The following is a 15,450-nucleotide window of genomic DNA, read 5'->3' on the forward strand; positions in this document are numbered from 1 at the left end:
GTGCCAATGCCCGGTCGCGCGCCGGCGCTGGCCCGCGATTGGCAGATCGATGCGGCAAAGGCGCTGGCCATCGTGCTGGTGGTGCTGGGGCACGCGAGCGGCATGCCGCCTGCCTACAAACTGTTCGCCTACAGCTTCCATGTGCCGTTGTTTTTTGTGCTTTCCGGCTGGGTCGGCGAGCGCTTCGGACGTCGCGGGTTGAATGTGTCGACGGTGAAAAAGCTGGCGCGGACGTTGTTGGTCCCGTACCTGGCGTTCTTCCTGGTGGCATATAGCCTGTGGCTGCTGACGGCCGTGCTCAATCATGCGTTCCAGCAGCCGGGCGCACGGGCGTGGTGGGACCCTTTCCTTGGCGTGTTCTGGGCCAACGGCACGCGCCTCTACGTGCTGCCGGCGTTGTGGTTCTTGCCGGCGTTGTTTGTCACAACGCTGACCTACATTGCATTGCGTGCACGTTTGAGCACGACGGTGGTAGCGGCGCTCAGCTTGCCGATCGCCCTGGCATGGGCAGGATGGTTTCCCTCGTTGCAGCTGCGCTTGCCACTCGCGTTGGACGTGTTGCCGATCGCCTTGTTCTTCATCGCGGTGGGTGGCTGGCTGTCGCGTTTTGCCGATGCGCTGCGCGCGCTTCCGGCATGGGTGTGGGCGTTGGCGCTGCCGGTCGTCGCAACGGCATGGTGGCTGCTGGCCGGAGCGAACGGGCAGGTCGACGTGAACAACCTGCTGTTCGGGCAATCGGCTGCGCTGTTCCTGCTGGTAAGTCTGTTGGGGACCGCGATGACGCTATGCGTCGCGTATTTCGTCCGGCACTGGCAGTGGGTGCAGTGGATCGGCACCAACACCTTGTTGATTCTGTGCACGCATACGCTGGTGTTCCTGGTGGTCACCAGTGTGGTTGCGCGCACCGGGGTCATCGATCGCGGCCTCATTGGTACGCCGGCGTGGGCGATGGGGCTCAGCGCTTTCGCGATCGCGTGCGCGGTGCCGATGCGCGCGGTGCTGGTGCGTGCTGCGCCATGGATGTTGGGGTTGAAGAGTCAATGACGAATTTCAAGAATCATCAGTTGTCGCGGCACATGCGTGCGCGTCACTGGCACAGGAGATTGGCGTAATGAAAGTGGTGCATGTCGTCCGCCAATTCCACCCCTCGATCGGGGGCATGGAAGAAGTCGTTCTCAATGTTGCCCGCCAGCATCAGGCCAACAGCGCCGACACGGTGGAAGTAGTGACGCTGGATCGCGTGTTCACCGATCCGGGCGCGCAGCTCGCGCCGCAGGAAACCTATCAAGGGTTGCCGATCCGCCGGATCGGCTATCGCGGTTCGTCGCGCTATCCGTTGGCGCCATCGGTACTTGGTGCGATTGGATCTGCTGATGTGGTGCATCTGCACGGGATCGATTTTTTCTACGACTATCTGGCGGTGACCAAACTGCTGCACGGCAAGCCGATGGTGGTGTCCACACACGGTGGCTTCTTCCATACCGCGTACGCGTCGCGCATGAAGCAGCTGTGGTTCCAGACACTCACGCGCACCTCGGCGTTGGCGTATTCGCGGGTGATCGCAACCAGCGAAAACGATGGCGATCTGTTTGCCAAGGTGGTATCGCCGGCCCGCTTGCGGGTGATCGAAAACGGCGTGGACGTGGAGAAATATGCGGGGCAGGGTGCGGTCACTCCGGGCCGGACGATGCTGTATTTCGGGCGCTGGTCGGTCAACAAGGGGCTGATTGAAACGCTGGAGTTGCTGAAGGCGATGCTTGCGCGCGATCCGCACTGGCAGCTGATCATCGCCGGCCGCGAATACGATCTGAATGAAGCCGACTTGCGCAAGGCGATTGCCGAGCGCGGGTTGCAGGATAAGGTGCAGCTGAGCATGTCGCCGTCGCAGGAACAGCTGCGCGCCTTGATGCAGCAGGCGCAGTTCTTCGTCTGCCTGTCGCGCCACGAAGGGTTTGGCATTGCCGCGGTCGAGGCGATGAGCGCGGGCCTGATTCCCATCCTCAGCGATATTCCGCCGTTCGTGCGGCTGGCCAGCGAGTCGGGGCAGGGCGTGATCGTCAACCGCGACAGGATCGAAGCGGCAGCCGACCAAGTGCAGGCGCTCGCACTCACGGCCGATGGCGACTTCGCAACGCGTCGTGCGGCATCGATGGCCTACGTGAGCCGCTACGACTGGAAGCATGTGGTGGGGCGCTACATCGACGAGTACCACACTGCGCTGGGCTCGCCGCGCCCGCAGGAGACGCCGCGATGAGCGCGCTTGCATCCGCATCGATGACACGTGCGGCGGCCAAGCCGCAGCTCACGGTGCTGTTCTCCACCGAAAAACCCAATGCCAGCACCAACCCGTATCTGACCCAGCTTTACGACGCGTTGCCAGATGCGGTGCAGCCGCGTTTCTTCTCGATGCGCGATGCACTGCTGTCGCACTACGACGTGCTGCATCTGCACTGGCCCGAATACCTGCTGCGCCATCCCAGCGCCGTGGGCACTTTGGCCAAGCAGCTTTGCGCGGCATTGTTGCTGCTGAAGTTGCAGGTCACCGGTACGCCGGTGGTGCGCACTTTGCACAACCTGGCCCCGCACGAAGATCGCGGTTGGCGCGAACGTAGCTTGTTGCGCTGGACCGATCGTCTGACGCGCCGCTGGATCCGCATCAATGCCACCACGCCGGTGCGCCCGCCGTTTACCGACACCATCCTGCATGGTCACTACCGCGACTGGTTCGCGACGATGCCGCAAGGCACCACCGTGCCAGGGCGGCTGCTGCACTTTGGTCTGATTCGTCCGTACAAGGGTGTGGAAACGCTGCTGGAGGTGATGCGCGAGGTCAGCGACCCACGCGTGAATCTACGCATCGTCGGTAACCCGGCCACGCCGCAGATGCGCACGCTGGTGGAAGAGGCCAGTGCGCAGGATCCGCGCATCAGCGCATTGCTTGCCTATGTCGAAGAGCCGGTGCTGGCACGCGAGGTTAGCGAGGCCGAGCTGGTGGTGTTGCCGTACCGACAGATGCATAACTCCGGCACGTTGCTGCTCGCATTGTCGTTGGCGCGCCCGGTGCTGGCGCCGTGGAGCGAATCCAATGCGGCGATTGCCGAAGAAGTGGGCCCGGGCTGGGTGTTTCTGTACGAAGGCGAATTCGATGCGGCGCTGTTGACCGGCATGCTCGACACGGTGCGCGCTGCACCGCGCGGGCCGGCACCGGACCTATCGCAACGCGATTGGCCGCGCATCGGGCAGCTGCATTACCGCACCTATCTCGAAGCGCTGGGCAAGGATGGAGACGCCGCGCTGTGACCGCAGAAACCCCCACGACGTCTTCTCCCACACCACCGCCGCAGCGCAGCCTGGGCTCGCGCGCTGCCGGCGGAGCAGCGGTGACCATGCTGGGCCAGTCGGCCAAGATGGTCGTGCAGTTCGGCGGCATCATCCTGCTGGCGCGGTTGCTGACACCGTACGACTATGGGTTGATGGCGATGGTCACCGCGATTGTCGGTGCAGCCGAGATCCTGCGCGATTTCGGCTTGTCGGCGGCCGCGGTGCAGGCCAAGCACGTCAGCCGCGAACAGCGCGACAACCTGTTCTGGATCAATAGCAGTATCGGTCTGGTGCTGTCGGTGGTGGTGTTCGCATCGGCGCATGTGATCGCCAACTTCTACAAAGAGCCGGCGCTGGTCACGATCTCGCAAGCGCTTGCGGTGACGTTCCTGATCAACGGCATGACCACGCAATACCGCGCGCATCTTAGCCGTGGGTTGCGCTTCGGGCAGGTGGCGCTGAGCGATGTGGGCTCGCAAGTGCTGGGGTTGGGCGCCGCCGTTGCCGCTGCGCTGCTGGGCTGGGGCTATTGGGCATTGGTGGTACAGCAGGTGGTGCAGGCGGTGGTCAACCTGGTGATCGCCGGCAGCTGCGCACGTTGGCTGCCCGGTGGCTATCGGCGCGACGCGCCGATGCGCGATTTCATGAATTTTGGCTGGAACCTCATGGCCGCGCAGTTGCTGGGCTACGCCAGCCGCAATGTGGGGCAGGTGATCATCGGCTGGCGCACCGGGCCCGATGCGTTGGGTCTGTACAACCGCGCGTTTCAGCTGTTGATGATGCCGTTGAACCAGATCAATGCACCGGCGACCAGCGTGGCGTTGCCGGTGCTGTCGCAGTTGCAGGACGACCGCGAGCGTTTCAGCGCGTTTCTGCTGCGCGGGCAGACGGTGATGGTGCATCTGATCGTGGCGCTGTTCTCGTTCGCCTGTGCGGTGGCGATGCCGTTGATCGTGCTGGTGCTTGGCGAACAATGGCGCGAGGCAGTGCCCTTGTTCCAGGTGCTCGCGCTGGGCGGTATTTTTCAGACTGCTTCCTACGCCACATATTGGGTGTTTCTGGCGCGCGGTTTGATGCGCGAGCAGTTGCTGTTCTCGCTGGTCAGTCGCGTTGTGCTGATCGCCTGCATCTTCGTCGGTTCGCGTTGGGGCGCAATGGGAGTCGCGGTCGGCTACTCGTTCGGGCTGCTGGTGACCTGGCCGATGTCGCTGATCTGGGTCGGCAAGATTTCCGACACGCCGGTGGGCGTGCTGTTCACCAACGCGGTACGCGCGATGGTGGCGTATGGCGTTGCCGGCGGCTGCGCGTATTACGCCTCGATCACCGTTGGCGGCCCGCTATGGCAGCAATTGGCCGCAGGCGCAGCGGCGATGGCTGCAGTGTGCCTGCTGATGCTGGGCATCTGGCCGTCGTTCCGTCGCGATGTGATCTCCATCGTCAACATCCGCAAGTTGCTGAGTCAGGCCAAGGCGCGTCGATGAGATCGACATCGTCTTCGCCTGCATTCGGGCATGCTTTCTCCCACTCATTCATAGGACACGGCCCATGAGCGACACACCCGCCGCCGCCGCTTCCGGCATTCGCCGGCCTTGCTATCTGGTCTTGTCCGCACACGATTACCGCACACCGCGCCGCGCCAACATCCACTTCATCACCGATCAGCTTGCGCTACGCGGGACGACGCGATTTTTCTCGCTGCGTTACAGCCGGCTGTCGCGGATGAAGGGCGATATGCGGCTGCCGCTGGACGACACTGCCAATACCGTGGTGTCGCACAAGGGCGTGGAGTGCTATCTCTGGCGCACCACGGTGCATCCGTTCAATACGCGCCGGGCGTGGCTGCAGTCTGTCGAAGATGCGATGTTCCGCTGGTATGCCGCACATCCGCCGAAGCAGCTGCTGGACTGGATGCGCGAGGCGGATGTCATCGTGTTCGAAAGTGGCATTGCCGTGGCCTTTATCGAGCTCGCCAAGCGCATCAATCCGACCGCCAAGTTGGTGTATCGCGCCTCCGATGGGTTGAGCACGATCAACGTCGCCTCCTATATCGAACGCGAGTTCGACCGGGTTGCGCCCACTCTGGACGTCATCGCGCTGGTGTCGCCGGCCATGGCCGAAGAGATTGCAAGCCGCGATAACGTCTATCACGTCGGGCATGGTGTGGATCACAACCTGGATCAGCTGGGCGACCCATCGCCGTATGGCGAAGGTATCCATGCGGTGGCGGTGGGGTCGATGTTGTTCGACCCGGAATTCTTCGTCGTTGCCAGCAAGGCGTTTCCGCAAGTCACGTTTCATGTGATCGGGTCTGGCATGGGCCGCCACCCGGGCTATGGCGATAACGTCGTCGTTTATGGTGAAATGAAGCACGTCGAGACGATCGGCTACATCAAGCACGCGCGGTTTGGCATCGCGCCGTACGCCTCGGAACAGGTGCCGGTCTACCTGGCCGATAGTTCGATGAAGCTGTTGCAGTACGACTTTTTCGGCTTGCCTGCGGTGTGTCCGAATGCAGTTGTCGGGCCGTATCAGCAGTCGCGCTTTGGTTACACGCCCGGCAACGCCGATTCGATCGTCGCTGCAATCGGGCAGGCGCTGGACGCGCCGCATGTGCGTTACCGCCAATGTTTGAACTGGTCTGACACCACCGACCGCGTGCTGGATCCAGCCGCGTATCCGGAAACCCGTTTGTATCCGCAGCACACCGGCGCCGCCGCGCGTGCTTCCTCGGAGGCCGCGCTCTCGCATTGATGCAGCGCACCTCACCCGTTTGAGACAGGAGACCCCTCTTTATGGCCAACGCTTTGCTGCAGAAGTGGATAGAACACGCAGAACGTCGCGCATTGTTCTGGTGGCAGCCGAAAAACGCTGGCGTCAACATGGGGGATCACCTGTCCAAGGTGATCGTGTCCTGTGCGCTCTCCTTGCAGGACAAGACCCTGATCGAGAAGCGCGATCTCAGCAAGAAGCTCATCGCGATCGGGTCGGTGCTGCATTTTGCCAAAGACGGCGACACCGTCTGGGGCAGCGGCATCAACGGCAAGATTCCGGCCGAGCGCAATACCTTCAGCACGCTCGACGTGCGTGCGGTGCGCGGGCCCAAGACCCGCCAATTCCTGCTGGACCGTGGCATCGCGGTGCCGGAGGTCTATGGCGACCCGGGTTTGCTGACCCCGATGTTCTTCCCGGCCGAGGCATTGGGCGCGGTGGAAAAGCGTCCGTTCGCGATCGTTCCGCATTTCAACGAGCCGGTCGAAAAGTACAGCGCGTACGCAGACCACCTGGTGTTCCCCAACGTCAAGCCGGCAACGTTCATGAGCCAGCTGCTGGGTGCCGAACTGGTGGTCAGCAGTTCGCTGCACGGCCTGATTCTTGCCGAGGCCTATGGCATTCCAGCGGTGTATCTGGACTGGGGCAATGGCGAAGACCGCTTCAAGTACGACGATTACTACTACGGCACCGGACGCACGCAGTGGCACTCGGGCAACAACGTCGAAGAATGTCTGAAACTGGGCGGCAACGGCGCGTTCGATCTGGAAAAACTGCAGGCCGGTTTGCTGGCTGCATTCCCCTACGACCTTTGGTGATTCGATGATGCAGGGCCAGCGTGTGGACAGTGACACAACGACCGTTGCCGCCGTCGCCACGCCGCCGGGCGTGGTGATTCCACTGGGCGGGTTTCCGGTGTTGTCCACCACGCAGGAGGCATTCGCGCTGGATCTGTTCCATGCATTGGCCGCGCAACAGCCACGCCGTGTGTTCTTCGCCAACACCAATTTTGTGGTGCAGTGCCAGGCGCTAAGGATGCGCATGCGTGAGCCCAGCGTGCGGATCGTCAACGACGGTATCGGGATGGATCTGGCGGCGCGGCTGATTCATGGCCGCCGCTTTGCCGGCAACCTCAATGGCACCGATCTGATTCCGTATCTGTGCCGCGAGGCTGCGCAACCGCTCAAGTTTTTCCTGTTGGGTGGACGCCCTGGCGTGGGCAAGACTGCGGCGGCGACCTTGACCGATAGGTTGGGTCAGCAGGTGGTCGGCATGTGCGATGGCTACGGCGAATTTGCCGCGGCGGGCGAAGGTCTGGCCGAGCGCATCAACCGTTCCGGCGCCGATGTGCTGCTGGTCGCGTTCGGAAATCCGCTGCAGGAGCGCTGGATTCTCGATCACAGCCAGGCGCTGCATGTGCCGCTGGTGTTCGGCGTCGGTGCGCTGCTCGACTTTTTATCCGGCACCGCCAAGCGTGCGCCCGATTGGGTGCAGCGTCTGCATCTGGAGTGGATGTACCGGTTGCTCCACGAGCCGCGCCGTTTGCTCAAGCGCTATAGCTGGGATCTGCTGGTGTTCTTCCGTACCTGTCTGCGCGCGGGCAAGCACCTGCCCTGATGCATGGCGGCGGCGTCTGGGCTTAGCATGCACGCATGCATCCGACCGCCGCCGCTCTGATCCGCTCGCTCGACCTGTCGCCGCATCCGGAAGGCGGGCACTTTCGCCGCGTGTATGCGTCCGAGCGTCAGGTCAGCGACAACGGCCGGCTCCGCCCCGCGCTGACCGCGATCCGTTTTTTGCTCGCTGCCGGCGAATGCAGCGCCTGGCACCGTGTCGATGCTGAGGAAAGCTGGCATTGGCAACAAGGCGATGCGCTGGAATTGCTGATTTACGACGAAGCCAGCGGGCAGCTGCAGCGCTTGATTCTGGACGCCGCCGAACGTGGCGAACCGATGCAGGTGGTTCCCGCAGGGCAGTGGCAGGCGGCACGTTCGCTGGGCGACTTCACCCTGGTGGGTTGCACGGTGTCGCCGGGATTCGTGTGGGAGGGATTTGCGCTGCTCGAGACCACCTCGCCATTGGCCACCCACCTGGCCACACTCGCTCCCCGCTGATCGATCGCGGCGCCGCGTGCGGCCGAACGCTTCCCTAACGCGGCGCGTGCGGGCTTGGCGTACTGTCCGCCTCAAACAGGGGCGACATGTGATGCGATACAAGGCAACGTTATGGGGCGCCGGCGTGATGCTGGCATCGATGCTGGCGACGGCCAGCGAGACCGCGGCGCAAACAGCGGCCGCGCCACCGCCGGTGGTCGACCTGGAGGCGATGGTGGTGCGCGGCGTGCAGCCCGGCCCGGGCTTGTGGAAGGTCAGCAAGGGCGATCACGTGTTGTGGATCCTCGGCACCTTGTCGCCATTGCCGAAACGGCTGCAATGGCAGTCGGCCGAGGTGGAAACCATCATCGGCCAGTCCCAGCAGGTACTGATGGCGCCAACCGTGCAGGTCGATGCGGACATGGGCTTCTTCGGCAAGCTGACCTTGCTGCCATCGGCGATGAAGGCGATGAAGAACGAAGACGACCGCGAACTGCGCGATGTGTTGCCTGCCGATCTATATGCGCGCTGGACTGTGGCCAAGGCGCGCTACATCGGCAGCGATCGTGGGGTGGAGCGCAAACGCCCGATGCTGGCGGCCGGCGAGTTGTATCAGGCGGCGATCAAGCGCTCCGGCCTGGCCCGTTCGCCGGTGATCTGGTCGGTGGTGGAACGCGCGGCCAAGCGCGCAGGCATCAAGCCCACGCCAACCGCGCTGGACTACAAGATCAAGGACCCGCGTCAGGCGCTCAAGGAGTTCCGTGCCGGCGGCATGGACGACACCGCCTGCTTTCGCAGCATCCTGGTGACGGTGGAGCGCGATCTGCCGACCATGGTCGAGCGTGCCAACGCCTGGTCGGTGGGCGATATCGAGGCCTTGCGTCAATTGCCGCGCGAAGATCCGCAAGCGGCCTGCATGAGCGCGATGGCCAGCTCCGGCGCCGCCAGAAAGCGCGGCATCGACGATCTGGAGCGGCGCATGCGCGAACATTGGCTCGGCATCGCCACCACCGCGCTGCAACGCAATCGCAGCACCTTCGCGGTACTGCCGATCAGCCGCATGACCACGCCGGACGGCTATCTGGCGCGCTTGCAGGCGCTGGGGTACGAGGTAGAAGCGCCTTGAGCGACCGCCATCGCGCATGAGCTTGTCGTAGAGCTGCCGGCGGGGCGAGGGGGCAATCAGTGATTGCGACGTGCGGCGCTGGTCGCAGTGCACCGGCTCGTCAGCTGCAGCCGGGCGGCAGTCGAGCGACCGCTGTTTCGGTCATCGTTTGTTCGTGCGCACCGCCACGTTGTCGCTGTCACCTCGGGTTAGGCCAGCCCCGCCAGCCACGGTATGCTGCGCGCCTTGTTCACTGAGAGCTCCGCGTTGAACGCACTGCCGCTGCGCATCCTCGGTACCGGGCGCCACCTCCCGGCCAGGGAAGTCACTTCGCACGCGCTGGACGCGCGCTGGCAGTTGCCGGCCGGTACCACCTTTGCGCGCCTGGGAGTTGCCACGCGCCATTACGTCGGCGAGGGCGAGACCGCATCGTCGATGGGGGCCGCCGCCGCGCAGCAGGCATTGGCCAACGCGGGCATTGATAGCAGCCAGATCGATTGCCTGATCTCTGCCTGCAGCGTGATGGAGCAGCCCATCCCCTGCCAGGCGGTGTTGATCCAGCGCGCACTGGGGCTGGGCGATTCCGGCATCCCTGCCTTCGACGTCAATGCAACCTGCCTGAGCTTTGTGGTTGCGCTGGACATGGCCGCCAATGCGCTGGCGCTGGGCCGTTACCAACGCGTGCTGATCGTCTCCAGCGAAGTGGCCTCGGCCGGTCTGGACGAGGCAGTACCGGCCACCGCCGGTCTGTTCGGCGATGGTGCTGCGGCCGTGGTGGTCGGGCGTAGCAGCGCCGATGACGGCTCGGCCTTGCTGTCCAGTCGCCTGTCCAGTTACGGCAGCGGCGCAGATGTGTGCCGCATTCGCGGTGGCGGTACCCGCGCACCGCATGACCAAGACAGCGCGCCGGATGCGTCGCGCGCATTCTGGATGGATGGGCGTAGCGCCTACCGCTTTGCGGCGCGCCATCTGCCGGCATTCTGGGAACAGTTGCTGCACGATGCCGGCATCACCGCGTCGCAGCTGCGCTACCTAGTGCCGCATCAGGCCTCCGGTGGCGGCCTGGATCACGTGGTGCGCGCGCTGGGGCTACGCAGCGATCAGGTCGTGCGCATCCTGCACGCCACTGGCAACCAGGTGGCCGCTTCGCTCCCGCATGCCTTGCATCACGCCTGCGTCGATGGGCAACTGCAGCGCGGCGACGTGTTCGCGCTACTCGGCACCGGCGCCGGTCTGGCGATCGGCGGCATGGTGTTGCGCTACTGATGCACGTGCGCGTTTCTCTCGAACTCTTGCGCGTCGGCCACTGCCGGCATTGCGAGCGCATGGTGCGCGCAGACGGCCATTGGCATGCGGTGGAATTTCCCGCGTTGAGTGTGTTGATCCGGCACCCGCAGCGTGGAGCGATGCTCTACGACACCGGCTATGCCACGCATTTTTTCCAGGCCACCGATCCCTGGCCAGAGCGCCTGTATCGCTGGACCACCCCGGTGACCCTGCCCACGCACGAAACCCTGCGCGCGCAGCTGGCACGTCGCGACGTGCAGCTGGACGACATTGCCTGGTGCCTGATTTCGCATTTTCATGCCGACCACGTGGGCGGTTTACGCGATCTGCCGAGCGCACGCTTCCTCTGTCTGCGTGCGGACTACCAGCAACTGCGCAGTTGTTCGCGCCTGGGGGGATTGCGCCGTGCCTTGCTGCCGCAGCTACTGCCGGAGGATTTCGATCAACGCTTGCAGTTTGCCGAGCAGGCGCCGCAGTGCGAGCTGAGCGGCGCCTGGAAGGGCCTGGGCACCGCATACGATCTGTTCGAAGACGGCAGCGTGCTCGCCGTGCCGCTGCCCGGCCACGTACCCGGACAGATGGGCCTGTGGTTACGCGACCAGCATGATCGCGAGGTATTGCTCTGCGCAGATGCGGTGTGGTCGTCGGCCACCTGGGCAACGTTGCAGTGGCCGGCATGGCCCACCCGTTTGCTGATGCACGATTGGAACGCGTTCCGGCGTACCGTGCAGCACTTGCATGGGTTGTCGCAGGCGCATCCGGAGTTGACGATCCTGCCCTCGCACTGCCAACCCAGTCTTGACCGTTACCAACCGGAGTGGCGATGAGCCTGCGTATTCTCGTGACCGGCGCATCCGGTTTTGTCGGCGGCTCCTTCATGCGCCGTTTCCAGGGACAACCCGGTGTGGAGATTCACGGCATCGGGCGTCGTGCCAGCGAATTACCCAACTATCACCGCATCGATCTGAGCCAACCGTTTTCGCTGGACTGGCAGCCGGACGTGGTGATCCACGCCGCGGCACTGGCATCCCCGTGGGGGACTCGCGCGCAGTTCCAACTGCACAACGTGCAGGCCACCGCCAATGTCATCGATTTCTGCATGCGCAACGGCTGCCCACGCTTGCTGTACGTGTCCTCCAGCTCGGTGTTTTACCGCGAGGCGCATCAATACGATCTGGATGAAGACAGCCCCATCGGCCCGCACTTCGTCAACACGTACGCCCACACCAAATACCTCGGCGAAACCTTGCTGGAGCGCTATCCGGGGCAGGCATCGGTGTTGCGTCCGCGCGCGGTATTCGGACCGGGCGACACGGTGCTGTTCCCACGCGTGATCGCCGCTGCGCGCAAAGGTGCGTTGCCGCGCTTTGTCGGCCAGACCCAGCCGGTAATCGGCGATCTGATCTATATCGACACGCTCTGCGACTACCTCTACCGCGCGGCCACGGCACCGCAGCTGCAGCGCGCCTACAACCTCACCAACGCGCAGCCGGTGGATCTGCAGCAAACGGTGCTGGATGTGCTGGCGCGCCTGCAACTGCCGTTGCCGCAACGCGAAGTGCGCATCGGCACCGCGCTGCGTATGGCCAGCGTGGTGGAAGGTCTTTATCGCGTGCTGCGGTTGCGCGGCGAGCCGCCGATCACGCGGTTCGGCGTCGGTGCGTTTGCTTACTCCAAGACCTTCAATCCGCAACGCACGCTTGCCGATCTTGGGGCGCCCAGCGTGGGCGTGGAAGAGGGCATCGAGGCCTTCGTGCGCTGGCAGGCGGCGCAGTGGGTGTAGCCGTGCTCGCATTGGCCGCGCTGTATCTGAGCCTGCTGGTGGTGAAGGCGGGCGCGGCGCTGTGGGTCATGCGTGACGCGCGCGCACGGCCAGCACGCGGTCTTGCCGGTACCCAGGCAGAGGTGGCGATCCTGCAGCCGATTCTGGGCGGTGATGCGCATTTGCAGAGTGTGCTGGCGGCCAATCTGCAGGCGCTGCCGCATGCGCAGTTCTATTGGTTGCTGGACGCGGACGATGCGGCGGGAAACACGGTCGCAGATGCGCTGATCATGCAGTATCCGCAGGTGCGCATTACCCGGATGCTGGTGCCTGCGGCGCCGGCCAGCATCAATCCCAAGGCGTGGAAGCTCGAGTACGCCCTTGCCCAGGTGCATGCGCCGATCTGCCTGATCCTGGACGACGATGCGCAGCTGAGCGAAGCCGCGCTGGTGCAGCTATTGCAGGATCTGAGCGACGCCGACGTGGTGACTGCGTTGCCGTATTACTGCGACAACGACACCTTGGCAGGCCGCCTGCTGTCGCAGTTCGTCAACAACAATGCCGCGCTCACCTATCTGGGCTGGCTGCCGTTCGCGGCGCCGTTGACCATCAACGGCATGTGCTACGCCGCGCGCACGGCGCAACTGCGTGCCTGGGGCGGTTTTGCCACGTTGCTGGAGCAACTGACCGACGATCTGGCGGTTGCCACGCTGGTCCGCGCACGCGGTGGGCGCCTGTGGCAATCCACTGCACCGGTGGCGATGCGCACCGCAATGCCGAATCTGCACAGCTACGCGCGGCAGATGCATCGCTGGATGTTGTTCGCCTTGATCCTGCTTCGGCAGCAACGTCTGCGCACGCGTAGCGCCATCGGCATCTTGCAGGGCTTGCTGCCGTTATTGCTGGTTGCCATGTTGATCGGCGCCTGCGTGTGGCCTTCGTGGCCGGTGGGGGCAGGCGTGGTCGTCACGTTATTGCTGCGCGCAGTGCTGCTCTGCGCTGTGCAACGGCGTGCAACTGGTGCGGTGCGCCATCGCCCGCTGTTATCGCTCTGCGCCGAGTGTCTGCAACCGCTGCATCTACTGCATGCCGCGTTGGTGCACACCATCCGCTGGCGCACCCGCCGTTACTGCGTGTTGTCGAACGGGTGCTTCCGTGCGCAGTGACGCCGCGCTGCTGCAGATCGCCTTCCTGACCGGGCAAAGCGACTCGGCACGTTGCGCCTTGAGTGCAGAACAACACGAATTTCTGCACGCGCTGCAGGGCGCGCGCCGACGACTGATCGCGTGCAATTACCCGTACTGGCCGGACAGTGCTCCACACCGGCGCATACCGTTATGGCGTGCGAGTCTGTCCAACGCGCGTGACTATCTGCAGGCGCGTGCCGGTCGCGTTGCAGAGGCTGATCGCGCGCGGGTCAGTGCACTACTGCAGCAGACGCCGATGACCGTGCTGCTGGCCGGCAGTTGCGGGCTGCAGTTGCTGACCGCACTGCAGTTGCCGCAGGCACTACGCGCGCGGCTGGCCGTGTTTGCGTACGGCCCGGTCTGTCGGACGCCTGCTGCATTCGGTCACGTGCGCGTAGTACAAGGGCAGGGCGATCGGATCTCGCGTGCGCTGTTCGATGGTGCGGTTGAGCTGACGCCGGCCTGCGGTCATATGGATTATTTGCGCGATGCAGCGGTGCTTGCCAGCTGCCAGGCCTTTGTTGCCGAGGTCGAGCAGCATGTGCAGAGCGGTGCAGATGCGGATTGATCTGATCGCGCCGCCGTACAGCGGCCATCTGCATCCGATTCTGGCCATTGCGCGTCAGCTCGCGGCCCGGCATGACGTCCACGTCATCAGCACGCCGGCGGCGCAGGCGCATATCGCTGCCTGCGGGGTGTACGCGGCAAGCGTGCTGGACGCGCAGGCCGATCGCGTCTTGATGCAGATCGCCAACCCGCCACACGCCGTGGGCCATCACCCGTTACGTCTACGCCGACAGCTGCACGATGCGCTCGGCCTGATGGCACGTGTGGGCACTGCATTGCAGCAGCGCTGGAGCGAGCGACGGCCGGATCTGGTCATCGTCGATTTCACCCTGCCCAGCGCCGGGCTGACAGCGCAGGCCATGGGGATTGCGTGGTGGACCAGCATGCCGTCGCCCTGCGTGATCGAAACCCATGATGGCCCGCCCGCCTATTTCGGTGGGTTGCTGCCTGCAACCAGCATGCGTCAGCGTGTCTGGCATGCGTTGGCGCGGCGGCTTACGCGCGGATTCAAGCGCAGCTTGCATGCCTGCTATCGGCGCCAGATGCGTGCCTGCGGCTTGCCGGCGCTCTACCGCAGCGATCGCAGCGAGGCGGTGTATTCGCCGCAGTGCATTCTGGCGTTGGGGCTGCCGTCGTTCGAATTCGCGCAGCGCTGGCCGGCGGCGCTGCGCTTTGTCGGGCCGCAGTTGTGCACGCCGCCATCGACCGTGGCGGCTCCCGAATTCGTCCCTGGCCATCGCCATGTGCTGATTACGTTGGGCACGCATCTGCAATGGGTCAAGCAGCGCATGGATGGCATGTTGCGCGCGCTGGCGCCGCAGTTTCCCGAGGTGATCTTTCACTTCAGCGATGGCGATACGAACGCGCCGTACCATCATGGGCAGGGCAATTATCGGCGCCTGCCGTATGTGGATTACGCGCAGCATCTGCATCGCTACGATCTGGTCATCCACCACGGCGGTGCCGGCATTCTGTATGCCTGCCTGGCCGCGGGATTGCCGTCGATCGTGTATCCGCTGGACTACGACCAGTTCGATCACGCTGCGCGTCTGCAGGTGGCAGGTGCCGCAACGTGGCTGCGCGAGCTGAGTGCATTGCCGCAGGTGCTGGGCGCGGCGCTGGCGGCTGCTGGTCCACGCTCGGGCGTGCTGCGTTTGCAGACGGAGTTGCAGCAGATCGCGGCGCAAGCGCGCATCGTGCGGCTGGTGGAGGCCTTCGCGCAGACGGGAACTGTGCCGAGCGACGACGGAATCGACGGCATTGCAGCCCAGGCGTGATGCATCGCGTGCGTTGATCTTGCAGGTGCAATGCGCAGTGGTGCAGCTGCTGATGAAAGTGATGCTTTCTTTAGTGCGTAAG

The 15,450-nt window shown here is 64.3% G+C and carries 15 protein-coding genes; all 15 read left to right on the forward strand.

Annotation, left to right across the window (positions count from 1 at the left end; all coding sequences use genetic code 11):
- Nucleotides 1–6: 6 nt before the first annotated feature.
- Complete coding sequence (locus VC212_RS11940) at nucleotides 7–1,044, forward strand: acyltransferase family protein (protein ID WP_323514982.1); 1,038 nt, start codon at nucleotides 7–9, stop codon at nucleotides 1,042–1,044.
- A gap of 67 nt (nucleotides 1,045–1,111) precedes the next feature.
- The gene (locus VC212_RS11945) at nucleotides 1,112–2,254 is read left to right on the forward strand and encodes a glycosyltransferase family 4 protein (RefSeq protein WP_323514897.1); all 1,143 of its coding nucleotides are present in this window, start codon (nucleotides 1,112–1,114) and stop codon (nucleotides 2,252–2,254) included.
- Nucleotides 2,251–3,300: a glycosyltransferase gene (locus VC212_RS11950; protein ID WP_323514894.1), complete on the forward strand. Its 1,050-nt coding sequence runs from the start codon at nucleotides 2,251–2,253 to the stop codon at nucleotides 3,298–3,300. The genes VC212_RS11945 and VC212_RS11950 overlap by 4 nt, the downstream gene beginning before the upstream one ends.
- Nucleotides 3,297–4,802 (forward strand): lipopolysaccharide biosynthesis protein, encoded by a 1,506-nt coding sequence (locus VC212_RS11955; protein ID WP_323514891.1) that lies wholly within the window; start codon nucleotides 3,297–3,299, stop codon nucleotides 4,800–4,802. Before VC212_RS11950 ends, VC212_RS11955 begins: the two co-directional genes overlap by 4 nt.
- A gap of 64 nt (nucleotides 4,803–4,866) precedes the next feature.
- A complete protein-coding gene (locus VC212_RS11960) occupies nucleotides 4,867–6,072 on the forward strand; it encodes a glycosyltransferase (RefSeq protein WP_115528103.1) in 1,206 nt (401 codons plus the stop codon).
- Between the two features lie 41 nt (nucleotides 6,073–6,113).
- Entirely contained in the window at nucleotides 6,114–6,908 is a 795-nt protein-coding gene (locus VC212_RS11965) for a polysaccharide pyruvyl transferase family protein (protein ID WP_055851527.1), read from the forward strand.
- Between the two features lie 4 nt (nucleotides 6,909–6,912).
- A complete protein-coding gene (locus tag VC212_RS11970; protein ID WP_161964696.1) occupies nucleotides 6,913–7,707 on the forward strand; it encodes a WecB/TagA/CpsF family glycosyltransferase in 795 nt (264 codons plus the stop codon).
- A gap of 35 nt (nucleotides 7,708–7,742) precedes the next feature.
- Nucleotides 7,743–8,204, forward strand: a complete 462-nt coding sequence (locus tag VC212_RS11975) for a cupin domain-containing protein (protein ID WP_323514889.1) — start codon at nucleotides 7,743–7,745, stop codon at nucleotides 8,202–8,204.
- A gap of 91 nt (nucleotides 8,205–8,295) precedes the next feature.
- Nucleotides 8,296–9,309, forward strand: coding sequence for a TraB/GumN family protein (locus tag VC212_RS11980; protein WP_323514888.1), 1,014 nt, complete (start codon nucleotides 8,296–8,298; stop codon nucleotides 9,307–9,309).
- A gap of 213 nt (nucleotides 9,310–9,522) precedes the next feature.
- On the forward strand, nucleotides 9,523–10,554 hold the full coding sequence (locus VC212_RS11985) for a 3-oxoacyl-[acyl-carrier-protein] synthase III C-terminal domain-containing protein (protein ID WP_323514886.1): 1,032 nt from the start codon (nucleotides 9,523–9,525) through the stop codon (nucleotides 10,552–10,554).
- Nucleotides 10,554–11,402 carry an MBL fold metallo-hydrolase gene (locus VC212_RS11990; protein WP_323514884.1) on the forward strand — a complete coding sequence of 283 codons (849 nt, stop codon included), beginning with the start codon at nucleotides 10,554–10,556 and terminating at the stop codon, nucleotides 11,400–11,402. Before VC212_RS11985 ends, VC212_RS11990 begins: the two co-directional genes overlap by 1 nt.
- Nucleotides 11,399–12,358: an NAD(P)-dependent oxidoreductase gene (locus tag VC212_RS11995; RefSeq protein WP_323514883.1), complete on the forward strand. Its 960-nt coding sequence runs from the start codon at nucleotides 11,399–11,401 to the stop codon at nucleotides 12,356–12,358. Before VC212_RS11990 ends, VC212_RS11995 begins: the two co-directional genes overlap by 4 nt.
- A complete protein-coding gene (locus tag VC212_RS12000) occupies nucleotides 12,349–13,503 on the forward strand; it encodes a glycosyltransferase (protein WP_323514881.1) in 1,155 nt (384 codons plus the stop codon). The genes VC212_RS11995 and VC212_RS12000 overlap by 10 nt, the downstream gene beginning before the upstream one ends.
- Nucleotides 13,424–14,092, forward strand: coding sequence for a hypothetical protein (locus tag VC212_RS12005; protein ID WP_323514880.1), 669 nt, complete (start codon nucleotides 13,424–13,426; stop codon nucleotides 14,090–14,092). Before VC212_RS12000 ends, VC212_RS12005 begins: the two co-directional genes overlap by 80 nt.
- The gene (locus tag VC212_RS12010) at nucleotides 14,082–15,368 is read left to right on the forward strand and encodes a glycosyltransferase (RefSeq protein WP_323514879.1); all 1,287 of its coding nucleotides are present in this window, start codon (nucleotides 14,082–14,084) and stop codon (nucleotides 15,366–15,368) included. The genes VC212_RS12005 and VC212_RS12010 overlap by 11 nt, the downstream gene beginning before the upstream one ends.
- The last annotated feature ends 82 nt before the right edge of the window (nucleotides 15,369–15,450 follow it).

It is taken from the genome of Xanthomonas sp. WHRI 8932A, from assembly GCF_035012785.1.
In the GTDB taxonomy this organism is placed as follows: domain Bacteria; phylum Pseudomonadota; class Gammaproteobacteria; order Xanthomonadales; family Xanthomonadaceae; genus Xanthomonas.